Source organism: Campylobacter upsaliensis, from assembly GCF_900637395.1.
GTDB classification, from domain to species: domain Bacteria; phylum Campylobacterota; class Campylobacteria; order Campylobacterales; family Campylobacteraceae; genus Campylobacter_D; species Campylobacter_D upsaliensis.
The window spans coordinates 1116439-1133680 of record NZ_LR134372.1; the positions used below are offsets into that span (position 1 = coordinate 1116439).

Genomic DNA, 17242 nt, shown 5'->3' on the forward strand with positions numbered 1-17242 from the left:
TTTAAGGAAAATTGTGAAAAATCTTATCGTTGATCTTGATGGCACTTTAACCCTAGATGAAAAAAATATCCCCTATGAAGATAAAAAGCCGAATTTAGCCCTCATTAAACAATTACAAAAATATCAAAAAATAGGCTTTAAAATCACCATTTTCACCAGTCGTTCTATGCGAAGCTTTAATAATGATATTGAAAAGATCAAAACGCACACTTATCCTAAAATTTTACAATGGCTTCACAAGCACAAAGTGCCTTTTGATGAGCTTATTGTCGGTAAAGCTTGGTGTGGAGATGAGGGCTTTTATGTCGATGATAGGGCTATTAGACCGAGTGAATTTGTAACTTTAAGCTATGAAGAAATTCAAAAGCTCCTCGCAAAAGAAAGTTCACAATGCTCTTAATCACTTCGGCTAAGTATTCTTCTGCGGACTTTACCCTTGAATTTGGCAAGATAGTGCCGTCTTTTTTGCCACTTGGAAATAAAAGACTTTACGAATATCAAGCAAAATTATCAAAAGAAAAAGTCGCATTATCTTTACCAAACAATTTTAAAGTCAATCACTGCGACCTAGAAAAACTTGAAAAATTAAACATTAAGCTTATTTTTGTCGAGCCAAATTTAAGCCTTGGAGAGTCCATTTTGTATTGCATAAACGCTTTAAATATTAATGGAAATTTAAGCATACTCCACGGCGATACCTTCTTTTCAAATTTAGATTTAAAAGAAGATAGCTTATGCGTAAGTGCTGTTAGGGAAAATTATGAGTGGGCTTATTTAGACAAGGAATTTAATATTGTAAATGAGGGGGGGGGGGGGGGTAAAATCCTCACCGGTGCTTTTTGTTTTAGCGATGCGAGGACATTAGCCAAACACTTAGTTGCAAATCATTATGATTTTGTAAAAAGTGTAAAAAGCTATTCTAAAGAAAAAATAATGTGGGCAATTGAAAATGAAACTTGGCTTGATTTTGGCTTAATGACAAATTATTTTCACTCCAAAAAAATCATATCTACACAAAGAAGCTTTAATGAGATGCAAATTTCACAAAATTACATTATTAAAAATTCTTCTTGGACTGAAAAAATAAAAGCCGAAAAGGCGTGGTTTGAAAATTTACCCTCCACACTTTTAATCTACACGCCAAAATATTTCACACAAAAAAGTGGCTATGCTTTAGAATATCTTTATCATAATACCTTGAGTGAGCTTTTTGTATTTGGATCTTTGCCTGATTTTATTTGGAGAAAAATTTTTCTCTCTATTAAGGATTTTTTAAACATTTGCGACACTTTTAAGAGTGAAGATAAACTCAATTTTAACTATCAAGAAAAAACTTTATCAAGACTTAAAGAATTTGCCAAGCAAAGAAATATAGACCTTGATAAGCCCTTTATTCTAAATCACACCCCACAGCCCTCTCTTAATGAACTTATCAAGCAAACTAGCGAATTTTTGCCAAGCATAAAAGAATTTAGCCTCATACACGGCGATTTTTGCTTTTCTAATATCATGTATGATTTTAGAGGCAGCTTAATTAAAACTTATGATCCAAGAGGATTGGATTTTGATGGGAAAATTAGCATTTTTGGAGATAAAAATTACGATTTAGCCAAGCTAACCCACTCTGTTTTAGGGCTTTATGATTTTATAATAGCTGGCTTTTATGAGTGTGAATTAAAAGATTATAATCTTAGTTTTAAGCTTGAAATTAATGAGAATATTATAGCGATTCAAAATGCTTTCAAAGAAATTTTTAAGATCGATAAAGCCCTTATGACGCTTACTTTACATCTTTTTTTGTCAATGTTACCACTTCACAATGATGATGCAAAAAGGCAAAATGCTTTCTTAGCAAATGCTTATCGAATTTATGATTTATTAAAGGAAGAAAGATGACTATTATTTTTCCTATGGCTGGGCTTAGCTCACGCTTTAGTAAGATGGGTTATACCCTACCTAAATATATGCTAAATTTAGAAGAAAGAAGCGTGTTTTCGTGGGTTTTAGAAGGCTTTAGAGCGTATTTTAAGACAAGTCATTTTTTATTCATTTATAGAGATATTCATCATACAAAAGAATTTATCAAACAAGAGTGTCAAAAACTTAATCTTAAAAATTATCAAAGCCTAAAGCTTGATAGCCTCACACTAGGACAGGCACATACAGTCGCACTTGGACTTGAAAAAATGAGCATTAAAGATAATATTTTGATTTTTAATATCGACACCCTACGCCCCAATTTTCGCCTTCCACAAAATTTTGATTTAGATAAGATTGATGGCTATTTGGAGGTTTTTAAGGGTGAGGGAGAGCAGTGGAGCTTCGTAAAAACTAGCGATGAAAAACTTTGCAAAGTCGCTAAAACAGCAGAAAAAGAACGCATTTCATCATTGTGTAGTAGTGGGCTTTATTATTTTAGAAAAAGTGAAGAATTTTTAAGCATTTTTAAGACAATGCAAGAAAAAAATAAACTTGAAAAGGGCGAATTTTACATCGCTCCTATGTATAATACTTTAATTTCTCAAAATGCCGATATAAGATATGAATTAATCGATTTAAATCAAATTTTATTTTGCGGGACTCCAAGCGAGTATGAGAATTTAAAAAAATTTAACTTAAACCAAAAATTCCTTTAATCCCAACTATCATCATTTTAACGCCCATAGCCACGATGAAAACTTGAGCAATGCGTGAAAATACATGCAAGATAAGCTTTCCTACGATTTTTTCAATTGTCGCCGCATAATAAAATAAAATCGCCATAAATAAAAAAGCCATCAAAACAGCACCCAAAGCAACTTTAACTCCACCATCTTCAGCGATTACAACTACACTAGCCAAAGTCCCCGGACCCACTAGCATAGGAAAAGCCATAGGGATAAGACTGCGTCTTAAAAGCTCTTTTTCGTCAAATTCTTGATAATGTGAGAAATCTTGCGTTGCCAATTTAGTCGAAAAAAGTAAATTTTTAACTGCCATTATAATAAGTATCAAACCCCCAGCAATTCGTAAATCGTTCAAATCCACACGAAAAACATAGCTCATAAAAAAAGAGCCTGAAAACAAAAAAACTAAGACAATAATAAAAGCAGTATAGAGTATAGTCGCAAAAAGCTTTTTTCTAAGTTTGATGGGCAAACCCTCACTCATAGCCAAAAACTGCGTCAAATTTCCAAAAGGATTTAGTACGGCAAGTATAGTAATGGCTGCGAAAAACATAAGGTAAAATTCGTTTTCTATATTCGCAAATATCATTTTTTCACAAATTTCAGCGATAAAGAATTGACACAATGCCTCACATTTTTAGATGTAAAACCCTCATTTTTGAAAATATGTCCCAAATGTGCATTGCAATTCGCACACAAAATTTCAGTTCTAACTCCATCTTTATCAGGTTCTTTTTTAATAGCACCATTAATCTCATCATCAAAACTAGGCCAACCACAATGCGACTTAAATTTATGCGTAGATTCATAAAGTTTTGCTCCACACTGCTTACAAAGATACACGCCCTCTTCAAAAAAATCATTATACTCCCCACTAAAAGGCGCTTCCGTTCCTTTGTCTATGATAATTCTTTTTTCTTCTTCACTTAGCATTATTTATCCTTTTGCAAAAATTTCAAGGATAAATTCTAGCACAAATATGAAAATAAGTTTCTTTTTTTTTACAATATTTTGAGTATTTCACTAATCTTTTTATTCATTTAAACTCGTCATTAAAATAATTTCAACAAATAAATGTAAAGCCAAATTTACCTATTTTAAGCAGAAAATATCTCTTTCTCAAAGCCTTTTTTAACGAAATTAGGACTAAACTTATCTATGAAAAAAAGATTTTAAAAAGAAGCAAAGATGAAAAAAGAATTTTTTAGTGAATTAGAAAAAATTTTATATGAAAAAAATTTAAAGCTTAAATTTGAACTTTTTGATAATTTTTACGAAGAATTTCAAAAAGAAAACTTGATCTTTAATCACGAACATTTTGCTATTTTTCAAAATAATACTTATGAAAAAATCAAAATTTTACATCCCACTCGCATACGCCGCCCCAAAAGCACAAATAGCACACAGGCTTTAGCAAAGATTGTCCACTCGATCGCACATATAGAATTTAGCGCTATTAATTTGGCTTTAGACGCAAGCTATCGTTTTAAAAATTTACCCTTGAAATTTTATAAAGACTGGCTTGAAGTCGCAAAAGATGAAATGAGGCATTTTAAACTTTTAAATAGGGCTTTAGAGGAGCTTAACTTTGAATATGGCTCTTTTGAAGCTCACGAGAATTTAGAAGATGCTTTAAAAGCGACTAAAAATTCACTCAAATATAGAATGGGCGTGGTGCATAGAGGTCTTGAGGCTAAGGGGCTTGACGCAAATCCCTTTGTCCTTAAAAAAATTCAAAATTCAAATCATAGCATTAAGCCCTTTTTGGAAGAAATTTTACAAATCATTTTAGAAGAAGAAATTATACATGTTAAAAAAGGCGATTTTTGGTGGAATTTTGCTAAAGATGAGAGAGATGATTATTTAAGTCTTTGTAGGCAATTTAAGGAATTTAACCTAGCTGGTAAAAAGCTCAATGACGAAGCAAGACTTAAAGCTGGTTTTAGCAAACAAGAGCTTGAAGAACTTAAAGATTTTTACTCCTAGCCTTTAGTTTTTTTTCTCACTCCAAAAAAGGTCAAAAAAAAGCGTAAAATTCCATACATCACATATAAACTAGCCAAAATTACCAAGCTTTCTAAAGGATACAGATATAAAAAAGAAAAAAGTATCATTAAGAAAACTAGCACTTTTAAAACGCTGGAGCGGTTGAAATTAAGTTTTTTAAAGCTTGGGTAGCGTATATTACTTACCATTAAAATTCCCAAAATCGCTTGCAAAATCACAAATAAAAGCCCATAAGCCTTCAAAAAATCATAACTTAAATAAGTATAAGTATAAATCGCACTTACAATCGCTGCCGTTGGTATGGGAAGTCCTATAAAAACGGAAGGCTCATAAGTGCCTGTGGTTACATTAAAACGCGCCAATCTAATTGCTCCAAAAACGACAAAAAACGCCGCAACCAAAGAGCCAAATTTGCCATAATAAACCCCTATACTCGTATAAAAAAGCACAGCAGGGGCGACTCCAAACGCCACCAAATCAGCTAAAGAATCAAACTCTACTCCAAATTTAGAAGTTGTATTGGTAAGTCTTGCTATGCGTCCGTCAAGCCCATCGAAAAGTAGAGATAAAATAATATAAATCAAAGCCTTTTCAAAATCACCGTGTATCGAAGAAATAATCGAAATAACACCTAAAAAAGCCGAAGCCGCAGTGAAAAGATTAGGCAAGATGTAAATGAGTTGGGGTTTATGATTCATTTTTAAACCTTAGGAAAGATAAGCAAGAAGCGAACCTGCTTTAATCTCATCATTTAAGCCCACATGCACTCTTGTATCTTTTGGCAAAAGTAAGCTTACAGAACCATTGAGTAAAAAGCCCATTTTATCACCCGCATTTAGATGATGTGAATTATTTATAAGTTTTAATTTTCTATCCAAAGAACCCGCACAAATTCGCATTATAATATTTTTATCTCCTGCAAAAGCACGGATTATCATTCTTTCATTCATCTTTTTAGCGACCTCAAGCTCACTGCATAAAAAAAGTCCATGCCTTAAAGTTAGTTTTTCAAGTCGCATTTTTATCGGCGTATTTAAATTTCCACAATGATAGAAAGCATTTTTAATATTGATTTCTAAGCACTCACCAAAATCTTCATAATATACATTTTCAATACGCGTAATTCTCCCATCAATCGGTGCTAAAATAGCTTTTTCATCAACACATACTAAATTTAGTTTCGAAGCCCTAAATAAAAATAAAAGTGCCAAAAGAAACAAAAAAATGATAAAAGAAAAATGCCAAAATGCCCAAAGCAATAATAATGAAAGTAAGGTAATAAAAATAATTACCCAACCTTCCCTTGCTACAAAACGACTCATTGCTCTTCTTTTTTTTCTTCTATCTGCAAGCGTGTCGGTAGAGCATTTTGCTCTTCAAATTCTTTAATAATCTCACGCACCTTAGCACCCTCTATGGTCTCCTCCTCATACAAAGCACTCACCATAGTTTCAATAGCACCTTTGTAGATATTTAGCGTTTGCTTCACATCAGCATAACGCTCGTCTAAAGTCTTTTTCACATAGTCATCTAAAGATTCTGCCATTTTTTCAGAATAGTCTTTAATGCTTTGACCGCCTGTTAAAAAGGTATTTCTTTGCTTTTCAAGCACCATAAGTCCAGCAATTTCACTCATACCATACATAGAAATCATAGCTTTAATGATATCAGTCGCTCTTTCTAAGTCATTGCTAGCACCTGTGGAAATTTCGCCTATGAAAACCTCTTCAGCAGCTCGCCCACCCAAAAGCACATCAACTTCAGCGATTAATTCGTGTCTTTGCATAAGGAATTTGTTTTCTTCAGGAGTATTAAGCGTATAACCAAGTGCCGCCAAACCCCTAGGGATGACTGAAACCTTACTAACTCTTTTTGCACCCTTTGTCGTTTCTGCAATAAGGGCGTGTCCGCATTCGTGGTAAGTTACGATTTTTTTCTCCTTATCATTAATGCGGCGTGATTTTTTCTCAAGTCCCGCAATAGCCCTTTCCACTGCCTCAACTAAATCATCTTGCTCAACAAATTTTTTCCCATCGCGTCCTGCTAAAAGAGCTGCTTCGTTAATAATATTTGCCAAATCAGCTCCAGCCAAACCAGCCGTAAGTCTTCCCACCTCTTCGACTTTGACCTTAGGTGAAATTTTCACATCTTTCATATGCACTTTTAATATTTCACAACGCCCCTTAAAATCAGGCTTATCTACTAAAACTTGCCTATCAAAACGACCCGGTCTAAGTAAAGCCGCATCTAAAACTTCAGGGCGATTAGTCGCTGCTAGGACAATAACAGGAGAGCTTTCTGTGCCAAAGCCGTCCATTTCTGCTAAGAGTTGATTAAGCGTTTGTTCCCTTTCATCATTACCGCCCATTAAGCCATTTGCCGCACGACTTTTTCCTATGGCATCAATTTCATCGATGAAAACTATAGCCGGCGCTTCTTTTTTTGCATTTTCAAACAAATCTCTTACCCTAGAAGCACCCACTCCCACAAACATTTCTATAAAAGAAGAGCCAGAAACGCTAAAAAACGGCACATCAGCTTCACCCGCTACAGCCTTAGCTAAAAGCGTCTTACCCGTTCCGGGAGGTCCCACAAGTAAAAGTCCTTTTGGAATTTTTGCTCCAAGCTTAATATAACGCTCAGGATATTTGAGAAAATCTACTATTTCCTTAACCTCCTCTTTAGCTTCCTCAACTCCAGCAACATCGGCAAATTTAACCTTAGGCTTTTCAGAATTAACAAGCTTTTTTGAACTTCCTATACCTAAAATTGAACTTCCCATATTCTTTTGCATTCTAGACGCTAAAAACATCCAAATCGCAAAAAAGATAAAAACAGGCAAAACCCAAGAAAAAATCATATCTGTAAACCAATTTGTTTCAGAATAAGCTCCATAAGCAATATTTTTACTATCGAGCAATTTGACCAATTCGGCGTCATTGACCTTTTTTGCATTGTAAATGGTATTATTTGCACTAGAAACAGCTTTAATAGTGCTCTGCCCTATACTAACTTGACTAATTTGACCGCTCTCAATCAGCTTTTTAAGCTCGGAATAAGGCACATTTTTACTTACCTCACTACCGCTTAAATTTCCACCAAAAGAACTAGTTCCTCCATCAAAAAAACTTTTAAATACAATCACCATAACTATCGCAAAGATAGCAAAAACAAAGATGGGATTTTTGTTAAAAAAATTATTATTTTGCGGAGCATTATTATTTTTATTATTTTCGTTCATTTTTTTCCTTTTTATAAACTAAGCTTAACCATTCATTTTTTCTAAGCTCACAAATGAGGCTTAAATCTTTAAATTTATCCTTAATTCTAGCTTCATATTTGTCTAAAATCCCAGATAAAATAAGTATAGCATTTTCCTTTAAACAATTTTTCATATCCTTTTCCAAAATTAAAATAACATCAGCTATAATATTTGCTACAATGAAATCATATTTTTCTTTAGCCTTATCTAAGGAGCCTTGCCAAGCATTACAAAAGCTCACATTGTTAAGCTTTGCATTGTTTAAAGCACTTTTTAAGGCTAACTCATCTGTATCGCAAATATCAACTCTTAAACCAAATTTAGCCAAGATAATAGCCAAAATTCCGCTTCCGCACCCTAAATCTAAAGCTTTCATATCCTTTTTCGCAAATTTTTGCAAAAGCTCTATGCAAGAATGGGTGCTTTCGTGATGTCCAGAACCAAAGGCTAGAGCAGGATTAATTTGTATGTTTAAAAAACCTTTTTTAGCCTTTTGCCAAGTAGTATGGATATAAATTTGATCAATCAAAATAGGCTCAATGCCCTTTTTATATTCTTCTATCCAATTTTTATTTTCTCTTTTTTCAAGAGTAAAATCAAAATTCAAAGAATGATTTTTTAAATGCGAAAGCTTTTCGCAAAAAAGTTCTAAAGCCCAAGCTATCTCGTCTAACTCTTCGCTTGAGCGTATATAAAAGCCTTTATCTTTTTCTTCTACCGCCTCAACTCCCAAATCAAAAACAAAGTCAAGCACTAAATCCTTATAAGGCTCATCTATCTTAAAAAACAACTCGTAGTAAAATTTTTCCATCTTCAAAAAAATGAAATTTACTCAGCCGCAGTATCACTTCCTACACCCAAAACATCCTCAAGCTTTTCTTTTAAAACTTGAGGTGTAAAAGGCTTAACGATGTAGTTATTTACCCCAGCCTTTAAAGCTGTGATAACTTCAGCCTTGCCACCTTCAGTCGTTACCATAATAATAGGCATATCTTCATATTTTTTCTCAGCTCTTACTTTTTTAACAAGGTCAAGTCCATTCATCTCTGGCATATTCCAATCCGTAATTAAGACCTTAACATCGTCATTTTTCTCAAGTAAGTCCCAAGCTTCAACTCCGTGTTCAGCTTCAAGAACATCATTATGCCCCAATCTTGTCAAGGTGTTTTTAATAATCCTTCTCATAGTAGAGCTATCATCGACAACAAGTAATTTCACGGCTTCTTCCTTTCAAAGTTCTCATATTTATAAACCAAAAATGTAAAGCGAAATTATACCATTATTTGCTTATATTTTTATTTAATCTGTCTCTAAAACATTATTATTTTTATATTTTACAGCAAAAATATACACACTAAGCCCAGCTAAGAGCAAAGTAACCCCACAAATAAGATAAATCACATAAACCATTTGCGATAAATCCCCAACCGCAAGTTTAAATACCAACATCAAAGCTTCAATAGCTAAAGCAATGATAATGCTTCCTAAAAACCTTACCATAGTTTTTTGGATGCCTGTTTTTTCCTTGCGACTTCGTCCTAAAACCTCCTCCTCGATAATCGTCTTAGCCAAATCAAAAATAGCCAAAGCTAGGGTAATGGCTATCGTGCTTTCAAAGATTTTTTGTATATCGACACTGTGATAATAAAAAAGACTTAAAAAGCCCTTTTGAAACAAAAAGCAAGTGATGACAAAAAGCACACTCGCAAAGCAAAAATACACAAGACGACTAAATTGCAAAAAGCCAAATTCAAAATTACTCGCTTGAATAAGCTTTAAAATATCCCTTAATTTAATATCAATACAAACGACAAAAAGCAAATTTTCCTTATCATCGTAAATAGGCATAGAAGCAGTAACGCAAAGCTCATTATTTAAAATAGACGGGTAAGGATCGCTTAAAATGCAACGCTTAAGCTTCACTGCTCTATAAAAATAAGCCTTAGAACTCCTATCCTCTCCCGCTCCTTGCTCATATTTTTTTTCTAAAGTTATGGCATTTTCTATTTGTGTTCCTGAATTATCCAAAATATACAAAGCATCAAAGGCAGAAACATCGTGAGCGATTTTATCTAGTGCCTCTCTAACGCTTTCTAGATGGATATTTGGCAGCCTATCAGGCAAATTTCTTATGAGTATATAACTCATATAAGCCCTTGCTTTATAGCGATTGTCTTCAAATTTTTGAATATCTTTAATTAGCATAGATTTCCTTCTTTATTATGCTTAAATTCAGGCACGATTTCTTGTAAAATCTTAGCGATTTCTTCAGGTTCTTCGCTTTTGATGAGTTTGGCAATTTGCTCTTTTAAAAGACTTAAATTCACTTTTTCATTTTTGGCTACAAAAATGCTTTCATACTGCGTTTTAGCATCATTTTCATCAATAAGCAATTCTTCAAAAAGCTTTTCGCCCTTTCTAAGTCCCGTGATTTTAATCTCTAAATCCGTTCGGTTAGATAATAAAAGCATCTTTTTAGCTAAATCCATAATCTTCACAGGCTCACCCATATCTAAAACAAAAAGCTCCCCACCTTTAGCAATAGCTCCTGCTTGCAAAACAAGCTGCACCGCCTCATCTACAAGCATAAAATACCGCACTATATCAGGATGGGTCAAGCTTAAAGGCTCATTGGCAGCAATTTGTGCTTTAAATTTAGGGATAACGCTCCCACTTGAGCCTAAAACATTGCCAAAACGCACACAAGCCACTTCAAATTCCTCACTAGAAAGCCCCAAAGTATAAAGCTCACAAACTCTTTTCGAACAGCCCATAATACTAGTCGGTCGAACGGCTTTATCTGTGCTTATCATCACAAATTTTTTCACGCCATTTTTCTTAGCACAATCAACTAAAATTTGTGTGCCTAAAATATTATTGATGACAGCAGAGTGAGGATTTTGCTCACAAAGTGGGACATGCTTGTAGGCTGCGGCGTGTAAAATAAGATCTGGCTTCATCTGTCTTAAAAGCTCATCAAGTGCCTTTTGGTCTAAAATGCTTAATAAAATCGGTGTGATTTTTTCTTTATATTTGCTTAAATTTTCATTAATTTGATAAAGATTATATTCACTATGATCAAGCATAATTAAATGCTTCGCACCAAATTTAATGCACTGCCTACAAAGCTCACTTCCTATCGTGCCTCCCGCACCACTGACCAAAACAACCTTATCTTTTAAAAATTCCGCCACGACTACATTGTCTAAATCTTTAGGTTTTCTAGCAAGTAAATCTTCTATACTAATGTCTCTTGCTTCATTATTGGTAAAAGAAAAGATTTTCACATCGCTAATGCCATAGCCAACAAGCTCTTCAAAAAGCTCTTTAAGCTCCTCTCTTTCAAGCTTTAAAGCAATAATAGCCGTTTTAACGCCCTCATCTACAAATTTTTTAATTTCGCTTTTTTCTTTAACGACAAATTTATCGCAATAAGTTCCTATAAGCTCTTTTCTACCATCGACAACAGCCACAGGAAAAAGTCCCAAACTTCCCTCTTTAGCTCCCTTTAAAAGATGCAGTGCCTTAGAAGTCGCACCTACGACTATACAAGGACTAAGTTCATCTTTAAGGCGTGAGGGTTTAAAGTCTATAAGCATTCTTTTTGAAATTCGCAAAGTGCCGATAAACATATAAGAAAGCACAAAATCAATCCCTACAACACTTCTTGGAAAAGGATTAAAAAAACTAGGATAAAAATAAAATATCATTAAAAAAACAAGTTCAGCCAAGGCAAGTGCGAAAAAAATCTTTCTCGCCTCCCCTAAAGAAAAAAATCTCCAAGCCACCTTATAAATTCGAAAGGCAAATAAAAAAACTATCTTAAGCACCAAAAGCAAAAGTCCAGCTTTTATCATACCCATATAAAAACTTTTAGGAATTTCGCCGCTAAATCTCAATTCAAAAGCTAAAAAAATGCTTAAAGCAATTAAAACAATGTCGCAGCTTAAAAAGAAAATAAGGCGTTTATTTTTAGCTAAATTCATCGCACACTCTTTAAAATAAGCTCTGCCACTTCACGCACTTCGTCCTTAGTCATAGCCGTGCCACTTGGAAGACAAATGCCCTTTTTGAAAAAAAGCTCGGCATTGCCATTTAAATACGCCTTTTCGCCCTTAAAAACTCCTTGCGCGTGCATAGCCTTCCATAAAGGACGCGTTTCGATTTGTGCGACTTGCAAATCCTTAATAAGCTTTGCAATTTTAGGGTGTAAAGGCAGTTCTTTCGCACCGCTTTTAACGCATTGCTTTTCTTTAAAAAGCTCATTTTGGTTAAAGTCGATTAAAGCCGTGCTAAGCCACCTATTAGATCTTGAGTTTTCAAGCTCATCTAAAAAGCTAAATTTTTCTGCTAAAAATTCCTTATACCACTCATAAATTTCACGCTTTTTAAGCACTCTTTGCTCTAAAACTTCCATTTGTGCTACGCCAATAGCACCTAAAACATTACTAAGCCTATAATTATACCCGTAGTCTAAATGCTCATAATGTAGGCAATTTTCCCTCGCCTGTGTGCTGTAAAATCTCGCTTTTTCCATTAAAACCTTGTCTTTACCCACAAGCATACCGCCACCTGAAGTTGTGATGATTTTATTGCCATTAAAAGAATAGACCCCAAAATCCCCAAAAGTCCCTAAAGCCTGCCCCTCATAAAAGCTTCCTAAAGCCTCTGCGGCGTCTTCGATTAAGATGATATTATTTTCCTTGCAAATTTGTGCGATTTGCTTAATTTTTGCCGCATTTCCATAAAGATGTGTCAAAACAAGGGCTTTAGGCTTTTTCTCGCTCTCTTGTATCGCTTGTTTTAATAGCTTGGTATCCAAATTTAAAGTCTCATCACAATCAATAAAAACAGGCTTTGCCTTAAGATAATAAATCGGTGCAACCGAAGCGATAAAGGTAAAAGAAGAGGCTAAAACCACATCGCCTTGCCCCACTCCCGCCACTCTTAAGGCTAAATGTAAAGCCGATGAGCCCGAATTTAGTGCAAGAGCGTAAGGAGCTTTAGTATAGTCTTTAATGCTTTCTTCAAAACGATTCACAAATTCGCCCAAAGGCGCTATATAATTACTCTTAAAAACCTCATCGATATATTTTAGCTCATTACCTCCCATATGCGGAGGAGAAAGAAAAAATCTCATTTTTTATCCTTTTCTTAAAGTGAAAAATTATAACGCAAATTATTTAACCTAAATCCTCTTTCACTCTAGCCAAAATCGCCTCATCGTTTGCAAAGTCAAAGAATTTAAACTCATTGCCGTGCTGGATATAGCCGTCTAGTAAATCTCCACTTAGGCGGTTTTTTAAATCAAGCTCGGCAATTTCAAAGCCGTCCAAAGTTTTCGCAAATTCGCTTAATCTTTGTGGAATTTCTTTAAGCTTAGTGTAAAGATAACAATAGCTCTTAAGCCCTACCCTCCCCACTCTACCTCTAAGCTGGTGCAAGGTCGCTAGTCCTAGTCTTTCCGCACCTACGATGACTATGGTGCTAAGGCGAGGCAGGGAAATGCCTACTTCCACAACGGTCGTGCTAAGTAAAATATCGCCCTTTTCTTTAAATTCCTGCAAAATCTTATCTTTTTCTTTATCTTTTCCGTGCGTTACAAAGACATTTTTATAATGCTTTTGCCAGTAAAATTTTGCTTCATCAAGCGAGAGGTAGGGGATTTTCTCGCTTTCACTCACAAGAGGATAGATGATAATTATTTGATGATTTTGAGCGATTTCTTCGTCAATTTTAGCCTTGATTTTAGCAAAGTCCTCATTTTGAACGCAATAAGTGCTAATCTCCTTTTTAAAAGGCATTTGCTTAATAAAGCTGAAATTTAAAAGCTCTGATTGTATCATACTTAAAGTGCGTGGTATGGGCGTGGCGGAAAATTGTATAAAGTGAGGATTTAAGCCCTCCTTACTTGCAAGGGTGCTGATTTTTTGCCTTTGATTTGAGCCAAAGCGGTGTTGCTCATCTATCATCACCAAAACCGCTTCAAAACCCTCTTCATAAATGAGTGCGTGTGTGCCTATAATTAAATGAGCGTTTTGAATTTGCTCTTTTAAATTTTTTTCCTTTTTACCTCCCTTTATAAAAAGAATTTGTAAAAAATCAGGCAATAATTTTTGTGCCTCCTCAAAAAGCTGCCCCGCTAAAATGCTAGTAGGTGCCATTAATAAGGCTTGTTTAGGATACACACTTAAAGCCGCCGCAAGTAAAACAAGAGTTTTCCCACAGCCCACATCGCCCATTATCACGCGTCTTTTAGCCACTTCCTTGCTTAAATCCTCCCTAATATCACAAATGGCTTGAAGTTGGTCTTTTGTTGGGCTAAAAGGCAAGGTTTTAAGCCATTTTTCAATGTCAAAAAGCTTGATTTTATAGGCTTTTGATGGATTTTTTTTATTTTTAAGCCTTTTCAAAAAATTATAAATTTCAATATATTTTAAATCCTCCAAAAAATGCTCCAAATTCTTAAACAGCTCAAAACTTTTTGCATTATAAGCGTGTAAATTTAAAAGTAAAAAGATAAATTTGTCCGCTATGCCACTTTCTTTTAAATTTTCATAATTTACATAGTCATTTATAAGAGCTTGAATTTTACTATCTTTGATACCAGAAATTTGATACTTAGGCTCGAAAATTCCTGCTTTTTTGATGATTTTAGGATTATAAAATTGCCAAGACTGATTAAAAAAGCCAAGTTTTCCACTCAAAAGTAAAGTCGCACCTACCTTAAAAATTCCCATATGCCATTTATTAAAATGAAAAAAAACTAAGCTAACATTAACCCCCCAAGCCTCACAATAAGCCTTTATTAAAAGGGTATTTGCTCTAAAATTCTGTGATACAATGCGTAATTCTTGCACACAATTTTCATTTTCTAAAGGCTGTGGAGTGAGATTTAAATTTTCTATCTTCTTCGGTAAAATAAGAGCTAAATCAATGGCACTTTTGATTTTCAATTTTTTAAAAAGCTCTAAATCACTTTCTTTAACTTTCATTTTGCACGCTTACAAAGCTTAAATTTAAAATTTCATTATGCTTTTTAATGTAGGCGTTAAGCTCCTTTAAATTTGCCTTTTCGATTTTGTCAAGCTCCTCTTTAAAAGCACCGATTTTTAAACCTTGATAAAATTCCGCAAAGGCGATAGAAAGCCTTTTGCTAAGACTTTCATAACGCAAAGGTGTGCTTCCAAGTATGAAATTTTTAGCCTGTTTTAATTCTTCTTCACTCACACCCTTTTGAATAAAATCGCTAAAAATTTGCCTAACAACCTCTTTAGCCTCTTTTGCGTTTTCATTTTGCGTTTGCAAATAGCCAAAAACACGGCTATAAGAATTACACATATCTAAACTCGCATAAGCTGAATAAGCCAAGCCTCTTTTGACGCGAATTTCCTCCATAATCCTCGAGCCAAATCCCCCCTGCCCTAAGATAAAAAGGGCGATTTTAGCCAAGTGCAAATCCTCATCTTTAAAACTAGCCTTAAAAGGCGTAGCAAAATAAATATAGGCTTGCTCACTAGGTTTTTGCAAAATTTCATCTTGAATTTTGCTCTTAAGCTCGTAGCGTTTTTGTAGGCTTTGCTTACCTTTTTCTAAGTTTTTGAGTAAAGTTAAGCTTAAATTTCGTGCCTCTTCCTCCTCTAAAGCCCCTCCCAAAACCACCGCTGCATTATTAAGATGAAAAAAATCCTTATAAAAAGCTCTTAAATGCTCTAAATTTATGGCTTTAATGCTTGTTTCATCGCCCTCATTAGCACTTTGAAATTCTTTTTCCTTAAAAATTGTGCGATTAAGAAGCTTTTTAGCTACATCATCATAGTCATTTTGCAAATTTGCAAGCTCTCCAAGTGCGTTAATTTTAAGTCTTTGCAGGGTTTTTTCCTCAAAACGAGGATTTTGAAGTAAATTTGCAAGAGCTTTAAAGGCATAGTTTTTATGCTCCTTCAAACAAGAAAAGCTTAATTCTAAATTCTCAAAAGCACTATGTGCTTCCAAGCTAATCGCCCTAAATTCCAAATCCTTAAAAAAACGATCATTCACGCCCTCATTTAAAAGCCTAGCAAACATACTAGCCACGCCGGCTAATTCATCAAAGCTTCTACCGCAATTTCTAAAAATAAGACGAAAATAAATAATGGGAAAATCGTCATTTTTCTCAAAGATAAAAGGGATTTTAACGCCCTTAGTCTCTAAATATCTCATTAAAATCTCTCCAAAATTTCATAAGCTGTATTTCTTTTCGCAGGTTTTTCGCCAAGACTTCTAATAAGCCTTATCATCTCATCTTGATTCATTTTATAACTTGCCCCAGCAGCCGAGACGACATTTTCCTCCATCATCGTAGAGCCTAAGTCATTTGCGCCAAATTTAAGTGCGAGTTGTCCTATGAGTGAACCTTGCGTTACCCAAGAGCTTTGTAAATTTTTAAAATTATCCAAATAAAGCCGTGCAAGTGCGAGTAATCTTAAATATTTATTAGAACTTTGCTTTAAAATTTCAGGGTGCTTAAGCTTTAATTTCGTATTTTCACTTTGAAAACTCCATAAAATAAAAGCCCTAAAACCGCCCGTTTCATCTTGCAGCTTTCTTAAATGCTCGAAATGCTCGATTAATTCCTCATCATTTTCCACCGTGCCAAACATCATCGTAGCCGTGCTTTTCATACCTATTTGATGAGCGTTTCTATGCACTTCAAGCCAAGTTTGCGTGTCGCATTTATGTGGAGCTATCTCATCTCGCACCCTATCGCTTAGCACTTCAGCCCCCGCTCCGGGTATGGAGAAAAGCCCTTTTGCTTGAAGTCTCTTTAAAACCTCTTTTATACTTATCTTAGAAATTTTAGCAATATATGCTATCTCAACAGCCGAAAAGCCGTGAACCGTGATATTAGGATAATGCTTACTTATCCACTCGACCAAGTTTTCATACCACTCGATTTTAAGCTTAGGATGCACACCGCCTTGAAAGAGAATTTGCGTCCCGCCGATAGCTTCTAATTCCTCTATCTTTTTGCCTATTTCTTCATAGCTTAAGATATAAGCGTCCTTTTCCTTAGCGTGTCTATAAAAGGCACAAAAATCGCAATCAATACAGCAAACATTGGTATAATTGATATTTCTATCCACGACAAAGGTGGTGATTTTTTCAGGGTGAAGTTCTAATTTTCTCTCATAAGCTAAAGCCCCAAGCTCCGCTAAAGAGGCATTTTGAAGTAAGTCAAGCGCTTCTTTTTTGTCTATTCTTTTCACTTTGTAAGCCTTAAAATTTTTTATTATTGTAGTTAAAAAAATCTAACAAATAATATTAA

At 34.6% G+C, this 17242-nt stretch carries 17 protein-coding genes; 4 read left to right on the forward strand and 13 right to left on the reverse strand.

Going from position 1 to position 17242, the window contains the following annotated elements; all coding sequences use genetic code 11:
* The first annotated feature begins 13 nt into the window (after positions 1–13).
* From EL158_RS05625 to EL158_RS05635, 3 genes are read left to right on the forward strand one after another with little or no spacing between them, the layout of a single operon-like run.
* Positions 14–400: an HAD-IIIC family phosphatase gene (locus EL158_RS05625; protein WP_027303513.1), complete on the forward strand. Its 387-nt coding sequence runs from the start codon at positions 14–16 to the stop codon at positions 398–400.
* Entirely contained in the window at positions 391–1896 is a 1506-nt protein-coding gene (locus EL158_RS05630; protein WP_027303514.1) for a hypothetical protein, read from the forward strand. Before EL158_RS05625 ends, EL158_RS05630 begins: the two co-directional genes overlap by 10 nt.
* Complete coding sequence (locus tag EL158_RS05635; RefSeq protein WP_027303515.1) at positions 1893–2636, forward strand: glycosyltransferase family 2 protein; 744 nt, start codon at positions 1893–1895, stop codon at positions 2634–2636. The genes EL158_RS05630 and EL158_RS05635 overlap by 4 nt, the downstream gene beginning before the upstream one ends.
* On the opposite strand, the gene EL158_RS05640 is transcribed toward EL158_RS05635, so the two are convergent.
* Both EL158_RS05640 and EL158_RS05645 read right to left on the reverse strand, forming a co-directional pair.
* A complete protein-coding gene (locus EL158_RS05640; protein WP_126361647.1) occupies positions 2611–3240 on the reverse strand; it encodes a MarC family protein in 630 nt (209 codons plus the stop codon). The two genes, EL158_RS05635 and EL158_RS05640, sit on opposite strands and share 26 nt — an antisense overlap.
* Positions 3241–3251: 11 nt before the next feature.
* Complete coding sequence (locus EL158_RS05645; RefSeq protein WP_027303517.1) at positions 3252–3599, reverse strand: methionine-R-sulfoxide reductase; 348 nt, start codon at positions 3597–3599, stop codon at positions 3252–3254.
* A gap of 255 nt (positions 3600–3854) precedes the next feature.
* Between EL158_RS05645 and EL158_RS05650 the strand changes: the two genes are divergently transcribed.
* A complete protein-coding gene (locus EL158_RS05650; RefSeq protein ID WP_027303518.1) occupies positions 3855–4652 on the forward strand; it encodes a ferritin-like domain-containing protein in 798 nt (265 codons plus the stop codon).
* Here the strand turns inward: EL158_RS05650 and pssA are convergent.
* The 11 genes from pssA to EL158_RS05705 all read right to left on the reverse strand — a co-directional run bounded on the left by pssA (position 4649) and on the right by EL158_RS05705 (position 17183).
* On the reverse strand, positions 4649–5371 hold the full coding sequence (pssA, locus tag EL158_RS05655; protein ID WP_004276345.1) for a CDP-diacylglycerol--serine O-phosphatidyltransferase: 723 nt from the start codon (positions 5369–5371) through the stop codon (positions 4649–4651). The two genes, EL158_RS05650 and pssA, sit on opposite strands and share 4 nt — an antisense overlap.
* Before the next feature lie 9 nt (positions 5372–5380).
* Positions 5381–5995, reverse strand: coding sequence for a phosphatidylserine decarboxylase (locus EL158_RS05660; RefSeq protein WP_027303519.1), 615 nt, complete (start codon positions 5993–5995; stop codon positions 5381–5383).
* The gene (gene ftsH / locus EL158_RS05665) at positions 5992–7914 is read right to left on the reverse strand and encodes an ATP-dependent zinc metalloprotease FtsH (RefSeq protein WP_027303520.1); all 1923 of its coding nucleotides are present in this window, start codon (positions 7912–7914) and stop codon (positions 5992–5994) included. The genes EL158_RS05660 and ftsH overlap by 4 nt, the downstream gene beginning before the upstream one ends.
* Positions 7901–8746 (reverse strand): 50S ribosomal protein L11 methyltransferase, encoded by an 846-nt coding sequence (locus EL158_RS05670; RefSeq protein WP_027303521.1) that lies wholly within the window; start codon positions 8744–8746, stop codon positions 7901–7903. Before EL158_RS05670 ends, ftsH begins: the two co-directional genes overlap by 14 nt.
* 17 nt (positions 8747–8763) lie before the next feature.
* Positions 8764–9153, reverse strand: coding sequence for a chemotaxis response regulator CheY (locus tag EL158_RS05675; protein ID WP_004277573.1), 390 nt, complete (start codon positions 9151–9153; stop codon positions 8764–8766).
* Between the two features lie 81 nt (positions 9154–9234).
* Positions 9235–10140 carry a PDC sensor domain-containing protein gene (locus EL158_RS05680; RefSeq protein ID WP_027303522.1) on the reverse strand — a complete coding sequence of 302 codons (906 nt, stop codon included), beginning with the start codon at positions 10138–10140 and terminating at the stop codon, positions 9235–9237.
* Positions 10134–11921 (reverse strand): UDP-N-acetylglucosamine 4,6-dehydratase (configuration-retaining), encoded by a 1788-nt coding sequence (pglF, locus tag EL158_RS05685; RefSeq protein WP_027303523.1) that lies wholly within the window; start codon positions 11919–11921, stop codon positions 10134–10136. The genes EL158_RS05680 and pglF overlap by 7 nt, the downstream gene beginning before the upstream one ends.
* On the reverse strand, positions 11918–13075 hold the full coding sequence (gene pglE / locus EL158_RS05690) for a UDP-N-acetylbacillosamine transaminase (RefSeq protein WP_027303524.1): 1158 nt from the start codon (positions 13073–13075) through the stop codon (positions 11918–11920). The genes pglF and pglE overlap by 4 nt, the downstream gene beginning before the upstream one ends.
* A 43-nt stretch (positions 13076–13118) precedes the next feature.
* On the reverse strand, positions 13119–14930 hold the full coding sequence (recG, locus tag EL158_RS05695) for an ATP-dependent DNA helicase RecG (protein ID WP_027303525.1): 1812 nt from the start codon (positions 14928–14930) through the stop codon (positions 13119–13121).
* Entirely contained in the window at positions 14920–16137 is a 1218-nt protein-coding gene (locus tag EL158_RS05700; protein WP_027303526.1) for a M16 family metallopeptidase, read from the reverse strand. The genes recG and EL158_RS05700 overlap by 11 nt, the downstream gene beginning before the upstream one ends.
* A complete protein-coding gene (locus EL158_RS05705) occupies positions 16137–17183 on the reverse strand; it encodes a dehypoxanthine futalosine cyclase (RefSeq protein WP_027303527.1) in 1047 nt (348 codons plus the stop codon). Before EL158_RS05705 ends, EL158_RS05700 begins: the two co-directional genes overlap by 1 nt.
* Between the last annotated feature and the right edge of the window lie 59 nt (positions 17184–17242).

Bases quoted from the DNA above. Each gene is read 5' to 3' on its own strand.
- EL158_RS05630 (WP_027303514.1), top strand. From the start codon at position 391: ATGCTCTTAATCACTTCGGCTAAGTATTCTTCTGCGGACTTTACCCTT.
- EL158_RS05635 (WP_027303515.1), top strand. From the start codon at position 1,893: ATGACTATTATTTTTCCTATGGCTGGGCTTAGCTCACGCTTTAGTAAG.
- EL158_RS05645 (WP_027303517.1), bottom strand. From the start codon at position 3,599: ATGCTAAGTGAAGAAGAAAAAAGAATTATCATAGACAAAGGAACGGAA.
- EL158_RS05650 (WP_027303518.1), top strand. From the start codon at position 3,855: ATGAAAAAAGAATTTTTTAGTGAATTAGAAAAAATTTTATATGAAAAA.
- pssA (WP_004276345.1), bottom strand. From the start codon at position 5,371: ATGAATCATAAACCCCAACTCATTTACATCTTGCCTAATCTTTTCACT.
- EL158_RS05660 (WP_027303519.1), bottom strand. From the start codon at position 5,995: ATGAGTCGTTTTGTAGCAAGGGAAGGTTGGGTAATTATTTTTATTACC.
- ftsH (WP_027303520.1), bottom strand. From the start codon at position 7,914: ATGAACGAAAATAATAAAAATAATAATGCTCCGCAAAATAATAATTTT.
- EL158_RS05670 (WP_027303521.1), bottom strand. From the start codon at position 8,746: ATGGAAAAATTTTACTACGAGTTGTTTTTTAAGATAGATGAGCCTTAT.
- EL158_RS05680 (WP_027303522.1), bottom strand. From the start codon at position 10,140: ATGCTAATTAAAGATATTCAAAAATTTGAAGACAATCGCTATAAAGCA.
- pglF (WP_027303523.1), bottom strand. From the start codon at position 11,921: ATGAATTTAGCTAAAAATAAACGCCTTATTTTCTTTTTAAGCTGCGAC.
- pglE (WP_027303524.1), bottom strand. From the start codon at position 13,075: ATGAGATTTTTTCTTTCTCCTCCGCATATGGGAGGTAATGAGCTAAAA.
- recG (WP_027303525.1), bottom strand. From the start codon at position 14,930: ATGAAAGTTAAAGAAAGTGATTTAGAGCTTTTTAAAAAATTGAAAATC.
- EL158_RS05700 (WP_027303526.1), bottom strand. From the start codon at position 16,137: ATGAGATATTTAGAGACTAAGGGCGTTAAAATCCCTTTTATCTTTGAG.